Source organism: Paraburkholderia sp. BR14312 (assembly GCF_040948675.1).
Classification (GTDB): Bacteria; Pseudomonadota; Gammaproteobacteria; order Burkholderiales; family Burkholderiaceae; genus Paraburkholderia; species Paraburkholderia nodosa_A.
In genome coordinates, this window is the sequence record NZ_JBFPKI010000001.1 from 298,237 (window position 1) to 313,916 (window position 15,680).

Genomic DNA, 15,680 nt, shown 5'->3' on the forward strand with positions numbered 1-15,680 from the left:
TTGAGAAAGCACTTTAACTATAGCCAGAAAAGCCTTTCGCAACATCGATTTCAGCAAGATAGCAACAAAACAACAGAAACCCGGAAACCAGCGTCCGGCAGCATGGGACGACCCCGGCTGATGCGCCGCACCAGGCTGTGAAACGAATGAAAACGTATGCGATTGTGAGGCGCGCGGTCCCGGCGTATCCTGACTTCTGGCAGTTGGCCACCGGGACCTTTTGACTGGCCATTGAAACGATGAGAAACGTGTACGTTGCGATTTACATCTTGTTGTTGATAGCCGTTATCGTCGGCGTGGATGTGGTTTTCCTGAAAAATCTCTTCTGGCTACGGCTGGCCGTGAACATCGGCATCGTCTTGGTATTCGCCGCCGTCTACTACGCATTATTAAAGAATCTGTAAGTCAGGGATCGCGCGTAAAGGACGCAAACCCTGCACCGCGCCCCACACACCCGCGGCACACACGACCGCACCCACGAAAACCACAAGCCACAAATAAAGCCCGCGAGGCCGATACCGTTGAGGGAGCGCGGTGAGGCTCAGGGCGACGAGCAACCCCAACACGAGCGGCAACATCAACGTGTTGACCACTTGCGCGGCAACGTTCAGGGAAACGAGGTCGGGTGCGAGCCAGACAGCCCAGGCACTGCCTGCAACGGCTAGCGCATACGCGCCGTAGAACCAGGGCGCGCGGCCGGGACGGTCATCGAGCGAGGCCCGGTACCCGAATACATCGCCGAGCCCCCATGCCAGCGCGAGTGAACTCACGATGGCGGCCACCAGCGCCGCACCGAGCACGCCTGCGCCAAAGAGCAGGCGCCCCGCAAACGGGCCCGTTACCGCAACGAGCGCATTGCTGATTTCGCCGATACTGCCGAGGGAGCGCGGCTCGCCATGCGCCGACAACGTAGCCGCCGCAGCGACGAGCACCGCTGCCGTCAGCAATTGCGTGAGGACGGCGCCAACCGCCGTCTCGACTCTGGCCGACGTGAAGTCCTTCGCCGTGAGGCTGTCCGCGACCGCCGCCTGCTGATAGAACACCATCCACGGATTGAACGTCGCGCCAATGAGCGCCGCCGCCAGGTAGCCGGCTTCGCGGCCGCCCGCTGCCAGATGAGTCATTTGCGGGACCATGACCTGAAGTTTGTGACGCGCACTCCATGCGACGGCAAAGAACGTCAGGTCGAACGCGCCGATGGCAATCGCGATCCGGTCTACGCGCTTGTGCGAGCCCGTAACGACGATACCGGTCAACAGAATGACGGCGAGCGGCAGCGTGACGGCACGCGATACGCCATACATTTCCCCCACGCCGGCAACGCCCGTGAACTCCGTCACGAGCGACCCCAGCACGGCCACGACCAGTCCGGCCGCGGCGAGCGCGGCCCAAACCGGTCCGAAGCGCGAGCGGATGAGTTCGCCATAACCGCGCCCGGTGAAAATGCCCAGGCGCACGGTCAGCTCCTGAACCATGTAGAGCAGCGGGACCAGCGCAAGCAGCACGGGCAAGAGCCGCAGCCCCGTTTGCGCGCCGGCCTGCGCGGCCGTCACGACGTTGCCGGCGTCGCAGTCGGCCAGCATCACGAGCAGACCTGGGCCCCACAGGGCGAGCCCCCGCAGTCCACGCGAAACGGTTTGCTTGAGCGTCGGGAGACGAGTCATGCGTTCTGAAAGGATGCGCCTGTAGTATCTGTCGGGCGATTGTAGCGTGCGAGTCGGGAGCCGCCAGGCCTGACGTTTGTGCTCCGCAGCCTGTCCCGAGGGACGTCGATTTTCATTTACCTTACCCATGGCCTCTATATCCGCGCGTTCATCCAGTCAAACTACTGACGCCCCCGCCGCCCTGATTCTGGGCGCCATAGGGGTGGTTTTCGGCGACATCGGAACCAGCCCGCTCTACACACTGCGCGAATGCCTGAAAGCCGCAGGCGGAATTAGCCAGACCAACGTATTCGGGATCGTTTCGCTGATCCTCTGGTCGATCATCATTGTCGTGACGCTCAAATACGTGAGCTTCGTCATGCGGGCGGACAATGACCGCGAAGGCGGCATTCTGGCGCTCACGGCGCTGGCCGCTCGTGTGGCGCCCGTGCGCCTGCGCACCGTGCTGCTGACGCTCGGCGTATTCGGCGCCGCGATGTTTTACGGCGACTCGATGATCACGCCGGCGATTTCGGTCATCTCGGCAGTGGAAGGCGTCGAACTCGTGGATCCTCATCTGGCCGCGTGGGTCGTGCCGATCTCGCTCGTGATCCTGACCGGCCTGTTCAAGCTTCAAAAACACGGCACGGCCACGGTCGGAAAAGTCTTCGGGCCGGTCATGATCGTCTGGTTCCTGACGCTTGCCGTACTCGGCGTCGCTCATATCGCACACAACCCCGGCATTTTGCGCGGCGCATCGCCGTCTTACGCCCTGAGCTTCATCGCACATGCACCCGGCACGGCATTCGTCGTCCTCGGCTCTGTGTTCCTTGCGTTGACGGGCGGCGAAGCGCTTTACGCGGACATGGGACACTTCGGCAAGACGCCGATCCGGCTCGCGTGGCTGCTGCTCGTGCTGCCGAGCCTCATCCTCAACTACTTTGGCCAGGCCGCGCTCGTGCTGTCGAAGCCTTCGGCGCTCACGCAGCCATTCTTCTCCCAGGCGCCGGACTGGGCATTGCTTCCGCTGGTTCTGCTGGCAACGGCCGCGACGATCATCGCTTCGCAGGCCGTCATTTCCGGCGCGTTTTCCATGACGAAGCAGGCTGTCCAGCTCGGGTTGCTGCCCCGCATCCCCGTCGTCCACACTTCGACACACGAAGTCGGTCAGGTCTACGTGCCGTTCATCAACATCTCGCTCTATGCGGCAGTCGTATTCCTCGTCGTGTTCTTCCGGTCTTCCGACAATCTCGCGGCCGCTTATGGCATTGCCGTCGCCTCGACGATGCTGCTCACGACGCTGCTCATGTACTTCATCACCCACTGCCTGTGGAACTGGAAACCGGTCGCTACGCTGGCAGTGATCGGGCCGCTGGCCGTCGTGGATGCGATATTCGTCGCGAGCAATGCGAGCAAGGTCCTCGATGGCGGATGGTTCCCGCTGCTGGCGGGCGGCGCGCTGTTCACTATCATGACGACATGGCATCGCGGGCGGGAGATGGTCGTCGAGCGCGTGAAAAGCGACAACCTGCCGCTTCCGGCATTCATTCACTCCTTGTGCGATGGATCGCACCCGCCTCCCCGCGTGGGCGGTACGGCAGTGTTTCCAGGCGGCGTGCCCGGCATGACGCCGAGCGCGTTCCTGCACAATCTCAAGCATAACGGCGTGATGCACGAGACCAATATCTTTCTGGCCGGCACGACCGAGAACGTTCCGCACGTGCCCGAAAGCGAAAAAGTCTCGGTGAGCGATCTTGGGCACGGTTGCTATGCGGTCGCCGCGCGTCACGGCTTCATGGAAATGCCCAACGTGCCGGCACTGCTCCTGCTCGTGCAGAAGCAGATACCTACGTGGCAGTACGAACCCGCGGCCACGTCGTTCTTCCTGGCCCGCGACACGATCCTCGCAACGGCACAGAGCAAAGGCATGTCGCTATGGCGCGAGAAGCTGTTCGCGTTCATGGCGCGCAACGCAGCGCAGGCGGCCGAATACTACAGCCTCCCCGCGAACCGGGTTGTCGAGATGGGTGGACAGATCAACCTCTGAGGCACGATCCGGCGTATCACTCGAGAAAAACGACGCATGGTGAACGACGACCGCACCACGATAATTGCCAGACGAACGCCGGAATCCGCGGCCATGACGGCCAACCTCAAACGGGCGATGGCGATCACGGCCAGGATCAACCGGGGATTGCCACCGACGAGCGTAACGAACTGCCCCCTCAGTTTGAAAATCCGCTGTAGCAGCGCAATCGTCGTGAACGCGCTCGCGCTACTATGAATAGCTCAATTGCTTGTTTGTGGTGAGATAACCGATCGGCAAGAATGGCCCTGCCAAACTTTGGTCAGGACCACGATATGTCGAACGCGCCCAGCCTTCAGCTCGATTCCGCCACGCTCGTCGAAGAATACGACCGGCTTGGCATTCGCCAGTTTCATCACGGTCTGCAACTGCTCGACGTGCTCGGCTTGCGTGAAGGCGAACGCGTGCTCGACGTGGGTTGCGGCACGGGCCGTCTCACCGAATCGGCGGCACAGCGCGTGGGCGAACACGGCGAAGTGCTCGGGCTCGATCCGTTGCCGCTGCGCGTGCAGCGCGCGCTCGAACGCGCGCAGGGCCGCTTCGCCGCGCGCGTCGGCCGCGCCGAAGCGCTGGAAACGGTGCCCGATGCGCACTACGACGTGGTGTATTTCAACAGCGTGATTCACTGGATCCCGGATCAGGCGCAAGCGCTGCGCGAAGCGTGGCGCGTGCTCAAGCCAGGCGGCCGGATCGGCTTCACGACCATGCCCGAAGAAGCGCCACACGACCTGCATGTCGTGCTGCGCGCGCTATTTGCTGGCGAGCCCGAATGGCAGCGCGCTGGAATCGGCGCGCCGAACAAACTCACGCGCGAGCGCTCGGCAGCGCTGCTCCAGGGCGCCGGCTTCGACGTGACGCACAACGAGATCCGCACCTTCGGCGACACTTTCGACAACGTCGACGACGTGCTCGCCTTTAGCCGGTCCAGTTCGTTCGGCAATTTCCTCGCCTCGCTCACGCCCGACGACATCGCACGCGTACGCGCACGGCTCGCGGGCGCGCTCGAACCCCATCGCAACGCGCGTGGCTATGCGCTCACGCGGCGCATGATCATCGCCACGGCGCACAAGCCGCTCGCGCATTGAATCTGCCTTCCATTCCGTAGCGAACGCCAACCACAATCGAGGAGCACACATGAGCGCAGCACCGCGACGCGCGGGACAATTGAGCCTCGGCGCCTTCCTGATGGAGACGGGCCACCATATCGCCGCGTGGCGTCACCCCGATGCACATGCAGCCGGCGGCCTCGACTTCGCGCACTACGCCGAGCTGGCGCAAACGGCCGAGCGCGCCAAATTCGACGCCGTCTTTTTCGCCGATAGCGTGAGCGTGCGCGACACCCATGTGCCTTCGCTCTCGCGCACCGCGCGCGCCGATCATTTCGAGCCGATCACGCTGCTCTCCGCACTATCGGTGGTCACGAAGCACATCGGGCTCATCGCCACGGTGTCGACCTCGTTCAACGAGCCCTATAACGTAGCCCGCAAATTCGCTTCGCTCGATTATCTGAGCGGCGGCCGCTCGGGCTGGAATCTCGTGACGTCGAGCACCGAAACCGAAGCGCACAACTTCAGCCTCGACAAGCATCTCGATCACGCCTTGCGCTACGAGCGCGCGAAAGAGTTCTACGACGTGGTTTCCGGGCTTTGGGACAGCTGGGAAGACGACGCCTTCATTCGCGACAAGGCAAGCGGCCTCTACTTCGACCCGCAGAAGCTGCACACGCTGGACTATCGCGGCAAGCACTTCAAGGTGCGCGGCCCGCTCAACGTGGCGCGTTCGCCGCAAGGCTGGCCCGTCGTGGTGCAGGCGGGCGCCTCGGAAGCCGGCAGGGAACTCGCGGCGCAAACCGCCGAAGTGATTTTCGTCGCGCATCAAACGCTCGATGAAGCCAGGCAGTTCTATCGCGACGTGAAAGGGCGGCTCGCGCGTTACGGCCGCCGCCCCGAGCATCTCAAGATCATGCCGGGCATTTTCCCCGTGATCGGCCGCACGCAGGAAGAAGCGCAGGAGAAGTTCGACGCGTTGCAGGCGCTGATCCATCCGAGCGTGGGACTGCAGCTGCTCGCGAACATGTCGGGCGGCCTCGACCTCTCGCAATATCCCGTGGATGGCCCCGTGCCCGACCTGCCGGAAACCAACGGCGGCAAGAGCCGGCAACGCTTGCTGCTCGATCTCGCGCGGCGCGACAACCTCACCATACGCGATCTCTATCTGCGAATTGCGGGCGCGCGCGGGCATCAACAGGTGATCGGCACGCCGCAAAGCATTGCCGACCAGCTTCAGCAATGGTACGAGGAGGAAGGCGCCGACGGCTTCAATATCATGTCGCCCTGGCTGCCTGGCGGCCTCGACGAGTTCGTGCAGTACGTGGTGCCCGAATTGCAGCGTCGCGGACTTTTTCGCACGGAATATACGGGGCGCACATTGCGCGAGCATCTTGGCCTGCCTCGTCCCGCGAACCGCTACGCCACGCAGCGCGAAGACGCATTGCGCGTCGCTTCCTGATTCCGTTCATCGACAATCCACATTTCACCCCAGGCCGAAATATTCGCACCGAAGATGCCCGCATACTGTCGATACGCGCTCTATCCCTGGAGCGTGGCCCGTAATCTCACCGCGTCCGCGTGAAATCGACCGCCCAGCATGCAAACATCGACCGCGAGCAAATCGGCCGGACTCGACCTGCTTTTGCTCCTCGCACTTTCCACGCTGTGGGGCGCGTCCTATACGTTCATTCGAGTCGGCGTGACGACCATCCCGCCGTTGACGCTCATCGCCGCGAGAACGTCGATTGCCGGAACGCTCCTTCTGTTCTGGATGCTGTGGCAGCGCATTCCGGTACCGCGAGACCCGGCCGTGTGGCGTCGCTTCGCCGTGCAGGCGCTGCTCAATAGCGTGATTCCCTTTACCTTGATCGCATGGGCCGAGCGTTCGGTGGAAGCCGGTCTGGCGACCATCCTCAACTCGACCTCGCCTGTCATGGCGTTCCTCGGCACGTGGCTGATTACCCGCCACGAAGAGGTCAACGCGCGCAAGCTGTTCGGCGTCGCCGCGGGTCTCGCTGGCATATGCCTCGTGGTCGGCGTGAGTGCATTCGAAGGACTCGGCCAGCAACTCGTTGCGCAGCTGGCGATCGTCGCCGCGACGGTTTGCTACGCCGGCGCGGCGATCTACGGCCGTTCGTTCAAGGGGCTCTCGCCGGTCGCACCCGCTGCGGGGTCTCTCATCGTCGGTGCGATACTGCTGGTCCCCGTGAGCCTGGCCTTAGACCGCCCGTGGACGCTTCATCCGTCGTTGCAATCGATCGCAGCGCTGATCGCACTCGCCGTCTTTTCCACGGCGATCGCGTTCGTCATCTACTTCCGGCTCGTCCAGACGCTCGGCTCGGTCGGCACGACGGCGCAGGCCTATTTGCGCGTGCCGATCGGCGTGGCGATAGGCATTGCGTGGCTCGGTGAATCGCTTTCGACCTCGGCGTGGCTGGGGCTCGGGTGCGTCGTTGCCGGAGTCATCGCGATGACGCTGCCATCGGCCAGCCAATCCCGCGCGAGCGGCCACAGGCTGCGCTCGAATCGTGAGTGAAAAAACGCGAAATGTCCGATGCTGCGCTCGCCAATTGACGCGGGCGCGATGCGTACATGCGTCGATAGGCTCTGTGTGAAATAACACAGCGCGCGTTCGATCGCGCGAATCGTGCCGAACGGATCGTCGTGGAAGCTCACGGCGAGAATCGGCGCACGCATGTTGCCGAAACGAGCGACGATGTCCGTGCGCTGCTCGGGCGTGCGTGCGAGCACTCCGTCGCCGAGCGTGTCTTCAAAGCGGGCGCGGCCCCGGCTCCATATCCCCGCGACGCCGCGCGGCGTGTCCTCCATCCATCCGAACCACGATGCGGGGAAATAGCCCATCAGGCCGGTCAAAACCGGCATCACGACATGCCATTTCCAGAGCATGAGCGGCATGCTGCGCGGCGCGTAGTCTCGCCAATACGCGTATTGCGTGCCGACGGTGAAGACGCGTCGAATGAGATGATTCGACGGCGCGAGCCCGATCAGGAAGCCGCCAATGCTATGCCCCACGACATCGATCGGCTGCCCAGGGAACAGGCTTCTTGCGTAGCGCAGCACCGCTTCGAAATCGCGCTCTCCCCATTCCAGCCAGCTCGCATCGAGCGTGGCGAGCGCGACGGGCTGCGAGCCGCCAATGCCACGGTAGTCGTAGACCAGCACGTCGAAACCCTGCTGGTGCAGCCATGCGCCGAAGCGGAAATAGTAGTGGCAGCGCACCGACGTCGCCGAATTGACGATGACCACCGGACGCGACGCGTCCGCGTTCGGCAGCGCGTGACGACGCCACACATATGCGCGAAGCGTAAAGCCATCGGCAGCAGTGATGGCGACAGCGATGGGACGTGCCTCGGCTGGATCGGCTGAATGCATGAGCGTGCTCCCTGAAGAATCCGGAGTATCGATTTCACTTGACCTTGCCCGCTGCATCAATCAATCTTTGCGCAGCTTTCGCATGAGGAAAACGCATGTCAGTGCCGCTCGTGAAACTCCCTCCCCTCGACCTCATTCGCGGTTTCGTCGCGGTGGGCCGGCGCATGAGCATCACGCTCGCAGCCGACGACCTGTGCGTGACGCAATCCGCCGTGAGCCGCCAGATCGCCGCGCTCGAAGAAGCGCTAGGCGTGCGCCTCTTTAGCCGCGGCTATCGTTCGATCGCGCTCACAGCGGAGGGCGAGCGCCTGCTGCGCATTGCGGATGGCGCGGTGCAGCAGATGCAGGAAATCGTCGGCGCGCTGGCCGCGCCCCAAACGCGTCAGCCGGTGACGATCACCGCCAGCATCGGCATTGCAGGACTGTGGCTGCTGCCGCGCATCGGCGAGTTGCAACGCCAGCTTCCCGATATCGATCTGCGCCTTGCGACCTCAGAGAAGGTGCTCGATCTGCGCGCAGAAGGCATCGATCTCGCCCTGCGCTACGCGCCGGCCCGCATCGCGCCGGAGGCAGCCAATCGCGCTGTGCATCTGTACGACGAATACGTATTGCCGGTCGCGCATCCTTCGTTGAACGTGAAGAAGCTCGACGCGGCCACGCTCGCGCGCCACGTGCTGCTCGAATTCGAGGGCGTGCGCCGCCCGATGCTGCGCTGGGCGGATCATCTGGGCGCGCGCGGCCTTGACGGCGCTCCGCTTCGCGGCGTGCTGCGTTTTAACCAGTACGACCAGGTCATTCAGGCCGCCACCGCCGGCCGCGGTATCGCGCTCGGGCGCCTTGCCCTCGTGCAACCGCTGCTTGCCGACGGCAGGCTCGCCGCCATCGGCAATGCGCGCGCCGAGGGTCCGACTGGCTATGCCTACTGGCTGCATCAGGCCGACGAAGCGCCGCGCGACGACGTGCGCGCCGTCATCGACTGGATCGTCGATCAGGCTCGCCAAAACCATGTCGCATGAGCTGTACACATGCGAAGCGTGCCGAAAACTCACTTGAGCCAGCCCGCTTTCCCGCGCTCTACTAGGCACCACGCTGCGCAACAGCGAAGCGCCCAGTGCGAGGAGGCGAACGATGACCGGGATGGACGATGCATGGCGCCGCCGCTGGCTGCTCGTGATCGCAGGTGGCGTCGTGATGGGTGCGGCGCTCGGCGTGCGCAACGTGCAAGGGCTTTTTCTGTTGCCTGTCACGCTCGAGCGCGGCTGGTCGCGCGAGACGTTCGGCCTCGCGCTTGCGTTGCAAAACCTGCTGTGGGGCGTTGCACAGCCGCTCACGGGCATGATCTCCGACCGCTTCGGCTCCGCACGTGTGATCTTCGCGGGCGCCCTGCTCTACGCGCTCGGCCTCGCGATGATGGCATTGAGCGCGACGCCTGGCGTCTACACGTTTGGCGTCGGCGTGGTGCTCGGCGTGGCATTGTCCGGAACGGCTTTCGGCGCCGTCTACGGCGCGCTCTCGCGGCTCTTTGCAGCCGACCAGCGCAGCTGGGCGCTGAGCGTGGCGGGTATGTTCGGCGGCGTGGGCCAGTTCTGCATCGTGCCGCTCACTCAAGGGATGATCGGCAGGTTCGGCTGGGTCACGGCCATTCTCGTGCTCGCCGCCATGATGCTCGCCAGCGCGCCGCTCGCGGCATGGCTGCGCGATCGGCCGCTGCAGCGTAGCGGCGCGATCGATACGCACGACACCCTGCGCCGAGCGCTCGGAAAGGCGTTCGCGCATCGCGGCTTCTGGCTGCTCAATCTGGGCTTTTTGTCGTGTGGCTTCCAGCTCGCGTTCATCGGCGCGCACCTGCCGGCGTATTTGCTCGACAAGGGCATGAGCGCGCGCGAAGCGAGCCTGGCGCTCGCGCTGATTGCGCTGGCGAACACGGCAGGCACGTTTCTCTGCGGTTACGCAGGGGGGTTTCTGCGGCGCAAGTATCTGCTCTCGGCGATCTACTTCGCACGGGCGGGCGTAATGGCGCTGTTCCTCGCCTTGCCCCTATCGCCCCTCACGCTTTACGTGTTCGCGTTCGCGATGGGCTTCATGTGGCTCGGCACCGTGCCGCTGACGAGCGGGATCGTTTCGCAGATGTTCGGCGTGCGCTATATCTCGACGCTCTTCGGCTTCGTATTTCTCGGGCATCAGATCGGGAGTTTCTTCGGCGTCTGGCTGGGCGGCGTGGTGTTCGACGCGACGCATAGCTACGGCCTGCTCTGGCAGGGCTCGATTGCGCTTGGCGTCATCGCGGGATTGATGCACTTGCCGATCGACGACGAGCGGGTCGCGCAGCGCACCATGATCACCGGCCAGCCTTCGTGAGCGAGGTCGTGGCCTGGCGCATCATGCAGGTCATGCTGGCCGTTTCGTTCGTAACGCTTATTGTCTGGACGTTCGTCGAGTATCTCGCGCCTTCGACGATGCTTGCCTTGCTCACCGGCGCCGCGTTTTGCAGATGAGCGCGCCGCTGGTAGCCGCTTACTTGATCAACTGCAGTATGTCGCGAAAGCGCGGGTGCTGGCACGAGCGCAGCCATTCGAACGCGACCATCTCGACCGTCGCCACTTCAGCGCCCGCTTTGTTCAGCCGCGCAATGGCCGTCTCTTTGTCGGCGACTTTCCGCGAGCCTGTCGCGTCAGTAACGACAGTGACCGATAGACCGCGCTGCAGCAAACCCATCGCTGTCTGCAATACGCAGACATGGGCCTCGCATCCCGCGACGATGGCACGGGTTCGCCCTTCAGGCAGCGCTTCAAACAGACCATCGGCCGTGGCGTCGAAATGGTGCTTTGCAACAGTTCTCGCGCACAGGTCCTTTATTTCCGGCGAGTTTTCGCCGAGTGTGCCCGGATTCTGTTCTGTCCCGATGACCGGAACATCGAGACCACGAGCAATCCGCCCAAGCCGAATGGCATGAGCGACAACGGATTCGCCGTCGTGAATCGCTGGCATCAGTCTCAATTGCAAGTCGATAAGAACTACGATCGATTCGGAAAGGCTATGCAGCATCACGCATCCTTTTCGGAGATTGCAGTGCGGAAAATGGCACCTGTCAGGGATATTACTAAGTATGCGACAAATGGTCACCGTGCGACTCTATGTCCCAATGCCATTCCCTATGGAGCCAGGCATGCAAGCAGAGACGCTAAAGAAAGCAAAAGCCGCCACCTTTCTCACCCGGTCGGCGCTGTGTCTGATGCTGTTGCCAGTTGCCTGTCTTGTCTGGGCACTCCAGGCGTATCCGCCACAAGAAGCGATTTGGGTTTGCTTCTCGCTGGCAATCTATATCTGGCCTTTCGCCGGAGTCCTGTTTGTGATCTCAGCGGGATTCCACGTCGGTAGCCACGGCCGCCGACTCGAAAAGGACGCCGGTTTCCGCGAGGCGCATGGGCACTAACTAGCCCGCGCGCCGTTCCTGCCAAACGGTCTGCTGTCGTTGCCCGGATAAAAGCCTGCTGGAAGCAACAGGCTTCTGAGGCGCGACTTGCCGTCCGCGTCCGTCCGTTTATCAAGACTGCCGTTATGGTTGGTTAGCAAACCTTATCGGCACACCATCCTGCGCTGTCAGCGCGGAGCACAACAACGCACGCAGCGACGGCGCGGGTGACGCTACGCCTTGCGTGCGTTCGGCTACCGCATGCGCGTCCTGCATGATCAAATCCGTTCGTGATCCTTATAATGCGGGTCGATTTATCAGCGCCAGCTGCTCCGCGCGCCATGGCGAAGTCAGGCGCGCAATGTGCTTCGACCTTTTTCGCCCGGTGAAAGGCGGGGGACCGCTCTTTCGCCAATGGCGTTGTTTGCACTGCACCCAGGCCGAAACCACAAGGAGAAGAACGATGACTCTGCTCATCTATCTGATCGGATGGATCATTTTCATTGGCGGCGTGGCGTGGGCATTGATGGCGCTGCATGTTGCGGTGCACATCATCGAGATCGTAGCGGTGATACTGCTCGGCGTCGCGGTGATCACGGGCGCCACGCGCGCGCGCAATCGCGACCGGTCGACGTAGCCATACACGAGCGAGTCACGGGTGCGTGCAGACGGAATGCGCCTCACACGGCAAAACCAGGACCGGCAAAACTCGTGACCTTCGCTCACAAGCGTGCCCAAGGCGTCGGGGCTTACGATCAAAGTCATTTCAACAGGGCGTTCCGTCACGCGTTTGGCGTGGCCCCGTCTGCATACTGAGCCGATGGGCCTTCGCTCGCCTCACGCGTCAATAATTTACAAGCCAGACTCTCTCTTCCTCTTTAGGATCAGCAGAAGAACGGTTGGTCCGATCGCAATCCTGGAAGCCCATTGCAATGCATCTGCACTTCGAAACCCCGTTGGTGGAGTCGCGCGCCCTGAGCGTCCCTGGTGAACAATCCGTGTGGCTCAAGCTCGACGCTTTGCAGCCATGTGGATCGTTCAAGATCCGGGGCATCGGCCACGCTTGCGCCGTTCACCAAAGCCGTGGCGCGCAGCGTTTCGTATCGTCGTCCGGGGGAAATGCGGGTCTTGCCGTGGCCTATGCGGGCCGGCGCCTGGGCATTCCCGTGCTTGTCGTGGTGCCGGAAACGACGACGGAACGCGCCAGGGAGTTGCTCCGCCTGGAAGCTGCAGAGGTCGTGGTGCACGGCAGTTCCTGGCAAGAGGCCAACCAGTTCGCGCAGACCTTGCTGGGCGCGACGGACGCGTTTCTGCATCCCTTCGACGATCCACTGCTGTGGCACGGCCATGCCTCGATGATCGATGAAGTTGCCCAGGCCCGCTTCAAACCCGATGCCATCGTGCTTTCCGTTGGCGGCGGCGGCCTGCTTTGTGGCGCCGTGGAGGGCCTCCAGCGCAATCATTGGCACGACGTGCCGGTGTTGGCCGTCGAAACCGATGGCGCCGCTTCGCTTCATGCCGCTGTCGAGGCGGGTCATACGGTGGCATTGCCCTGTATCTCCAGCGTCGCCACTTCGCTCGGCGCCAAGCGGGTGTGCGAGCAGGCCTTGCGCTGCGTGCGCGAGCACCCTGTCCACAGTCTCGTCGTATCGGACTCCAGCGCACTCGCTGCCTGCGAGCGCTTTCTTGCGGATCACCGCATTCTGGTTGAGCCGGCCTGCGGCGCAGCGCTGTCCGTCGCCTACGAGAGGCATCCCGCGTTTGCCAAATACCGGAATATTCTGGTTGTCGTATGCGGCGGCGCGACGGCCACCATCGATCAGATACGCGCGTGGGCAAGCGAGGCAGATAGCCGATGACCTGGTGCCGCAGCGGCGGAAACGATAGGATCTTCGCGGCGCCGTGTTCGAAGCGGCAGCCTGCGCAACGCACAGTTACGCGACAGCCGCCTTGATGGCGCGGACCTACGGTCTGTAGACCTAAGCGGCTTTCGACTCTCCAATGTGCTCCAGCATCTCGCGGCCTGCGCGTGTTGTAACCCGGCGAGGGCCAGCGCGAGCTGGCCCTCGCTTGCGATCGCCGCGGCAACGTCAGCCGGGAACTCCCATTGCGCTACGAGGAACGCAACTTACAGGAGCTCGACATGCACTGGCGTCATCTAGCGCTTGGTTTGCTCATAGCCGCGGCATTCTCATTACACATTGCATGGGGTGCAAATGACGACCAGCACATGAATCGGCCGAACGACCTTCCTACTGCCACTCCGATCAAGCACCTGGTCGTGATCTATGGAGAGAATGTCTCGTTTGATCACTACTTTGCCACCTATCCGCATGCGGCAAATCCTTCAGACGAACCGGCGTTCAACGCACTGCCCGGTACGCCCGCGGTGAACGGCCTCTCTGGACCCCTCCTCTCCAGAAATCCGAATGCCACGAATCCGGCCAATGGCGCGGGCGCAGCGAACCCGTTCCGCATCGACCGTACACAAGCGGCGACCGCCGACCAGGATCACGCCTATGCGGCAGAACAGCAAGCCTACGACAACGGCGCCGTCGATCTGTTCCCGAAGTACACGGGCAAAGGTAAGAGCGACCGGGACGGCGGGTCCGGAAACAGTGGCGAGGTCATGGGCTATTACGACGGCAACACGGTCACGGCGCTGTGGAATTACGCGCAGCGATTCGCGATGAGCGACAATGCCTGGTCGTCGACCTATGGCCCGTCGACGCCAGGCGCGCTGGAGGTGGTCTCGGGTCAGACCAACGGCGTGAGGCCCGTGCTCACGACGAAAAAGCCTTCGGTCCCGGGCTCCTACTACGTGAACGACGGACAGGGCGGCTTCACGCTGATCGACGACGTCGATCCCGCCTTCGACCAATGCTCGAGCCAGCGCGACACCGTCATGATGACGGGCCGAAACATCGGCGACCTCCTGAACGCCCGCAATATTTCGTGGGGCGGCTTCATGGGCGGCTTCAACCTCGAGACCGTGAACAGCAATGGCACGACCGCGTGCAGGCGCAGCACGCTATCGGCAGTCGTCGGTGCTGCCAAGGAGGACTACGTTCCACACCACAACTGGTTCCAGTACTACGCCTCGACGTCGAACCCGAAACATTTACGCCCGAGTTCGATCGAGGCGATCGGGCATACCCTGGAACGTGATGGCCGGACCCCGGACCCCGCCAATCATCAGTACGATTCCGACGACTTCTTTGGCGCGGTGAGCGCCGGGAACTTTCCGGCCGTGAGTTTCCTCAAGGCTCCCGCCTTCCAGGACGGTCACGCGGGCTATTCGGATCCACTCGACGAACAGGCGTTCGTCGCGAAGGTCGTCAACTTTCTGCAGCGCCAGCCGGACTGGACCAGCACCGCCATCGTCGTGACGTGGGATGACTCGGATGGCTGGTACGACCACGCGTACGCATCGCCGACGAGCGCGTCATACGATTCGTTCGCCGATCACCTCAACGGTCATGGAAAATGCGGTACCGGCTCCGCGCAGGACGGCGTGAACGGCAAACCCGTGAACGGCCGCTGCGGCCCGGGTGCACGCATTCCGTTTCTCGTCATTTCGCCCTGGGCGAAAGAGAATTACGTCGACCATACGTTGATCGACCAGTCGTCGGTCGTTCGCTTCATCGAAGACAACTGGCTCGACGGAGAACGTATCGGCGGGGGGTCGTTCGACAGCAAGGCCGGCAGCATCATGGGCATGTTCGACTTCGGCCGCCGCTACGAAGACATCGCGCAGCGCAAGCTGTTTCTCGACCCGCCGACGGGGCTGCCAGTCGACCGGCCCGCGAAGGTCTGGCGCCAGACAGCGCGGAGTTCGAAAGCTCTCACCATTCCAGTTTTGATTTCGATTCAATGCAAGGGTAAACGATGCAGTACGCGCCATTTCTACACTGACTTCTTGTAGATATGTCAACGCGTCGCGTCGTTTCGTTCCCTCAGTTTTCAGCCTCTCGATAGTTCATATGGTTGATTTGGAATCCAAATCTGTCTCCCCTTCATTTGCTGGTTACCATGCAAGCGCCCCAGCGCGCCGTCAGCGCTATATCTGATTGTGGCTTCGGTCACAGCCCGAGATA

The 15,680-nt window shown here is 62.8% G+C and carries 14 protein-coding genes and 4 pseudogenes; 15 read left to right on the forward strand and 3 right to left on the reverse strand.

Annotation, left to right across the window (positions count from 1 at the left end):
* The first annotated feature begins 248 nt into the window (after positions 1-248).
* Positions 249-404 carry a hypothetical protein gene (locus tag AB3X98_RS01275; RefSeq protein WP_368603243.1) on the forward strand — a complete coding sequence of 52 codons (156 nt, stop codon included), beginning with the start codon at positions 249-251 and terminating at the stop codon, positions 402-404.
* Here the strand turns inward: AB3X98_RS01275 and AB3X98_RS01280 are convergent.
* The gene (locus AB3X98_RS01280) at positions 390-1,664 is read right to left on the reverse strand and encodes a divalent metal cation transporter (protein ID WP_342948239.1); all 1,275 of its coding nucleotides are present in this window, start codon (positions 1,662-1,664) and stop codon (positions 390-392) included. The genes AB3X98_RS01275 and AB3X98_RS01280 overlap by 15 nt on opposite strands.
* Before the next feature lie 127 nt (positions 1,665-1,791).
* Here AB3X98_RS01280 and AB3X98_RS01285 point away from each other — a divergent pair, with 127 nt between their 5' ends.
* The 5 genes and pseudogenes from AB3X98_RS01285 (at position 1,792) to AB3X98_RS01305 (ending at position 7,314) form a co-directional block, all read left to right on the forward strand.
* Positions 1,792-3,690, forward strand: coding sequence for a potassium transporter Kup (locus tag AB3X98_RS01285; RefSeq protein WP_342948240.1), 1,899 nt, complete (start codon positions 1,792-1,794; stop codon positions 3,688-3,690).
* Between the two features lie 36 nt (positions 3,691-3,726).
* Positions 3,727-3,834: pseudogene (locus tag AB3X98_RS01290) on the forward strand (sugar O-acetyltransferase); the annotation flags it as partial.
* A gap of 170 nt (positions 3,835-4,004) precedes the next feature.
* Complete coding sequence (locus AB3X98_RS01295; protein ID WP_342948241.1) at positions 4,005-4,814, forward strand: methyltransferase domain-containing protein; 810 nt, start codon at positions 4,005-4,007, stop codon at positions 4,812-4,814.
* A gap of 49 nt (positions 4,815-4,863) precedes the next feature.
* Positions 4,864-6,237 (forward strand): LLM class flavin-dependent oxidoreductase, encoded by a 1,374-nt coding sequence (locus AB3X98_RS01300; RefSeq protein WP_342948242.1) that lies wholly within the window; start codon positions 4,864-4,866, stop codon positions 6,235-6,237.
* A gap of 138 nt (positions 6,238-6,375) precedes the next feature.
* Positions 6,376-7,314 carry a DMT family transporter gene (locus AB3X98_RS01305; RefSeq protein WP_368603244.1) on the forward strand — a complete coding sequence of 313 codons (939 nt, stop codon included), beginning with the start codon at positions 6,376-6,378 and terminating at the stop codon, positions 7,312-7,314.
* Here AB3X98_RS01305 and AB3X98_RS01310 read toward each other — a convergent pair.
* Positions 7,266-8,171: pseudogene (locus AB3X98_RS01310) on the reverse strand (alpha/beta fold hydrolase); the annotation flags it as partial. The gene AB3X98_RS01305 and the pseudogene AB3X98_RS01310 sit on opposite strands and share 49 nt — an antisense overlap.
* A gap of 95 nt (positions 8,172-8,266) precedes the next feature.
* Between AB3X98_RS01310 and AB3X98_RS01315 the strand changes: the two are divergent.
* The 3 genes from AB3X98_RS01315 (at position 8,267) to AB3X98_RS01325 (ending at position 10,666) form a co-directional block, all read left to right on the forward strand.
* The gene (locus AB3X98_RS01315; RefSeq protein WP_368603245.1) at positions 8,267-9,187 is read left to right on the forward strand and encodes a LysR substrate-binding domain-containing protein; all 921 of its coding nucleotides are present in this window, start codon (positions 8,267-8,269) and stop codon (positions 9,185-9,187) included.
* 112 nt (positions 9,188-9,299) lie between these two features.
* Positions 9,300-10,529 carry an MFS transporter gene (locus tag AB3X98_RS01320; protein ID WP_069262237.1) on the forward strand — a complete coding sequence of 410 codons (1,230 nt, stop codon included), beginning with the start codon at positions 9,300-9,302 and terminating at the stop codon, positions 10,527-10,529.
* Positions 10,526-10,666: a hypothetical protein gene (locus tag AB3X98_RS01325; protein WP_176732828.1), complete on the forward strand. Its 141-nt coding sequence runs from the start codon at positions 10,526-10,528 to the stop codon at positions 10,664-10,666. The genes AB3X98_RS01320 and AB3X98_RS01325 overlap by 4 nt, the downstream gene beginning before the upstream one ends.
* Before the next feature lie 19 nt (positions 10,667-10,685).
* Here the strand turns inward: AB3X98_RS01325 and AB3X98_RS01330 are convergent, their stop codons facing one another.
* Positions 10,686-11,216 carry an isochorismatase family protein gene (locus AB3X98_RS01330; protein ID WP_368603246.1) on the reverse strand — a complete coding sequence of 177 codons (531 nt, stop codon included), beginning with the start codon at positions 11,214-11,216 and terminating at the stop codon, positions 10,686-10,688.
* Between the two features lie 121 nt (positions 11,217-11,337).
* On the opposite strand from AB3X98_RS01330, the gene AB3X98_RS01335 reads away from it, so the two are divergent.
* From AB3X98_RS01335 to AB3X98_RS01360, 6 genes and pseudogenes are all read left to right on the forward strand, one after another.
* Complete coding sequence (locus AB3X98_RS01335; protein ID WP_133187158.1) at positions 11,338-11,604, forward strand: hypothetical protein; 267 nt, start codon at positions 11,338-11,340, stop codon at positions 11,602-11,604.
* 442 nt (positions 11,605-12,046) lie between these two features.
* Positions 12,047-12,220, forward strand: coding sequence for a hypothetical protein (locus AB3X98_RS01340; protein ID WP_176732829.1), 174 nt, complete (start codon positions 12,047-12,049; stop codon positions 12,218-12,220).
* A gap of 89 nt (positions 12,221-12,309) precedes the next feature.
* Positions 12,310-12,399: pseudogene (locus tag AB3X98_RS01345) on the forward strand (AraC family transcriptional regulator); the annotation flags it as partial.
* Between the two features lie 116 nt (positions 12,400-12,515).
* On the forward strand, positions 12,516-13,442 hold the full coding sequence (locus tag AB3X98_RS01350) for a serine/threonine dehydratase family protein (protein ID WP_368603247.1): 927 nt from the start codon (positions 12,516-12,518) through the stop codon (positions 13,440-13,442).
* Between the two features lie 60 nt (positions 13,443-13,502).
* A complete protein-coding gene (locus AB3X98_RS01355; RefSeq protein ID WP_368603265.1) occupies positions 13,503-13,745 on the forward strand; it encodes a pentapeptide repeat-containing protein in 243 nt (80 codons plus the stop codon).
* 68 nt (positions 13,746-13,813) lie between these two features.
* A pseudogene (locus AB3X98_RS01360) lies at positions 13,814-15,313 on the forward strand (phospholipase C); the annotation flags it as partial.
* Between the last annotated feature and the right edge of the window lie 367 nt (positions 15,314-15,680).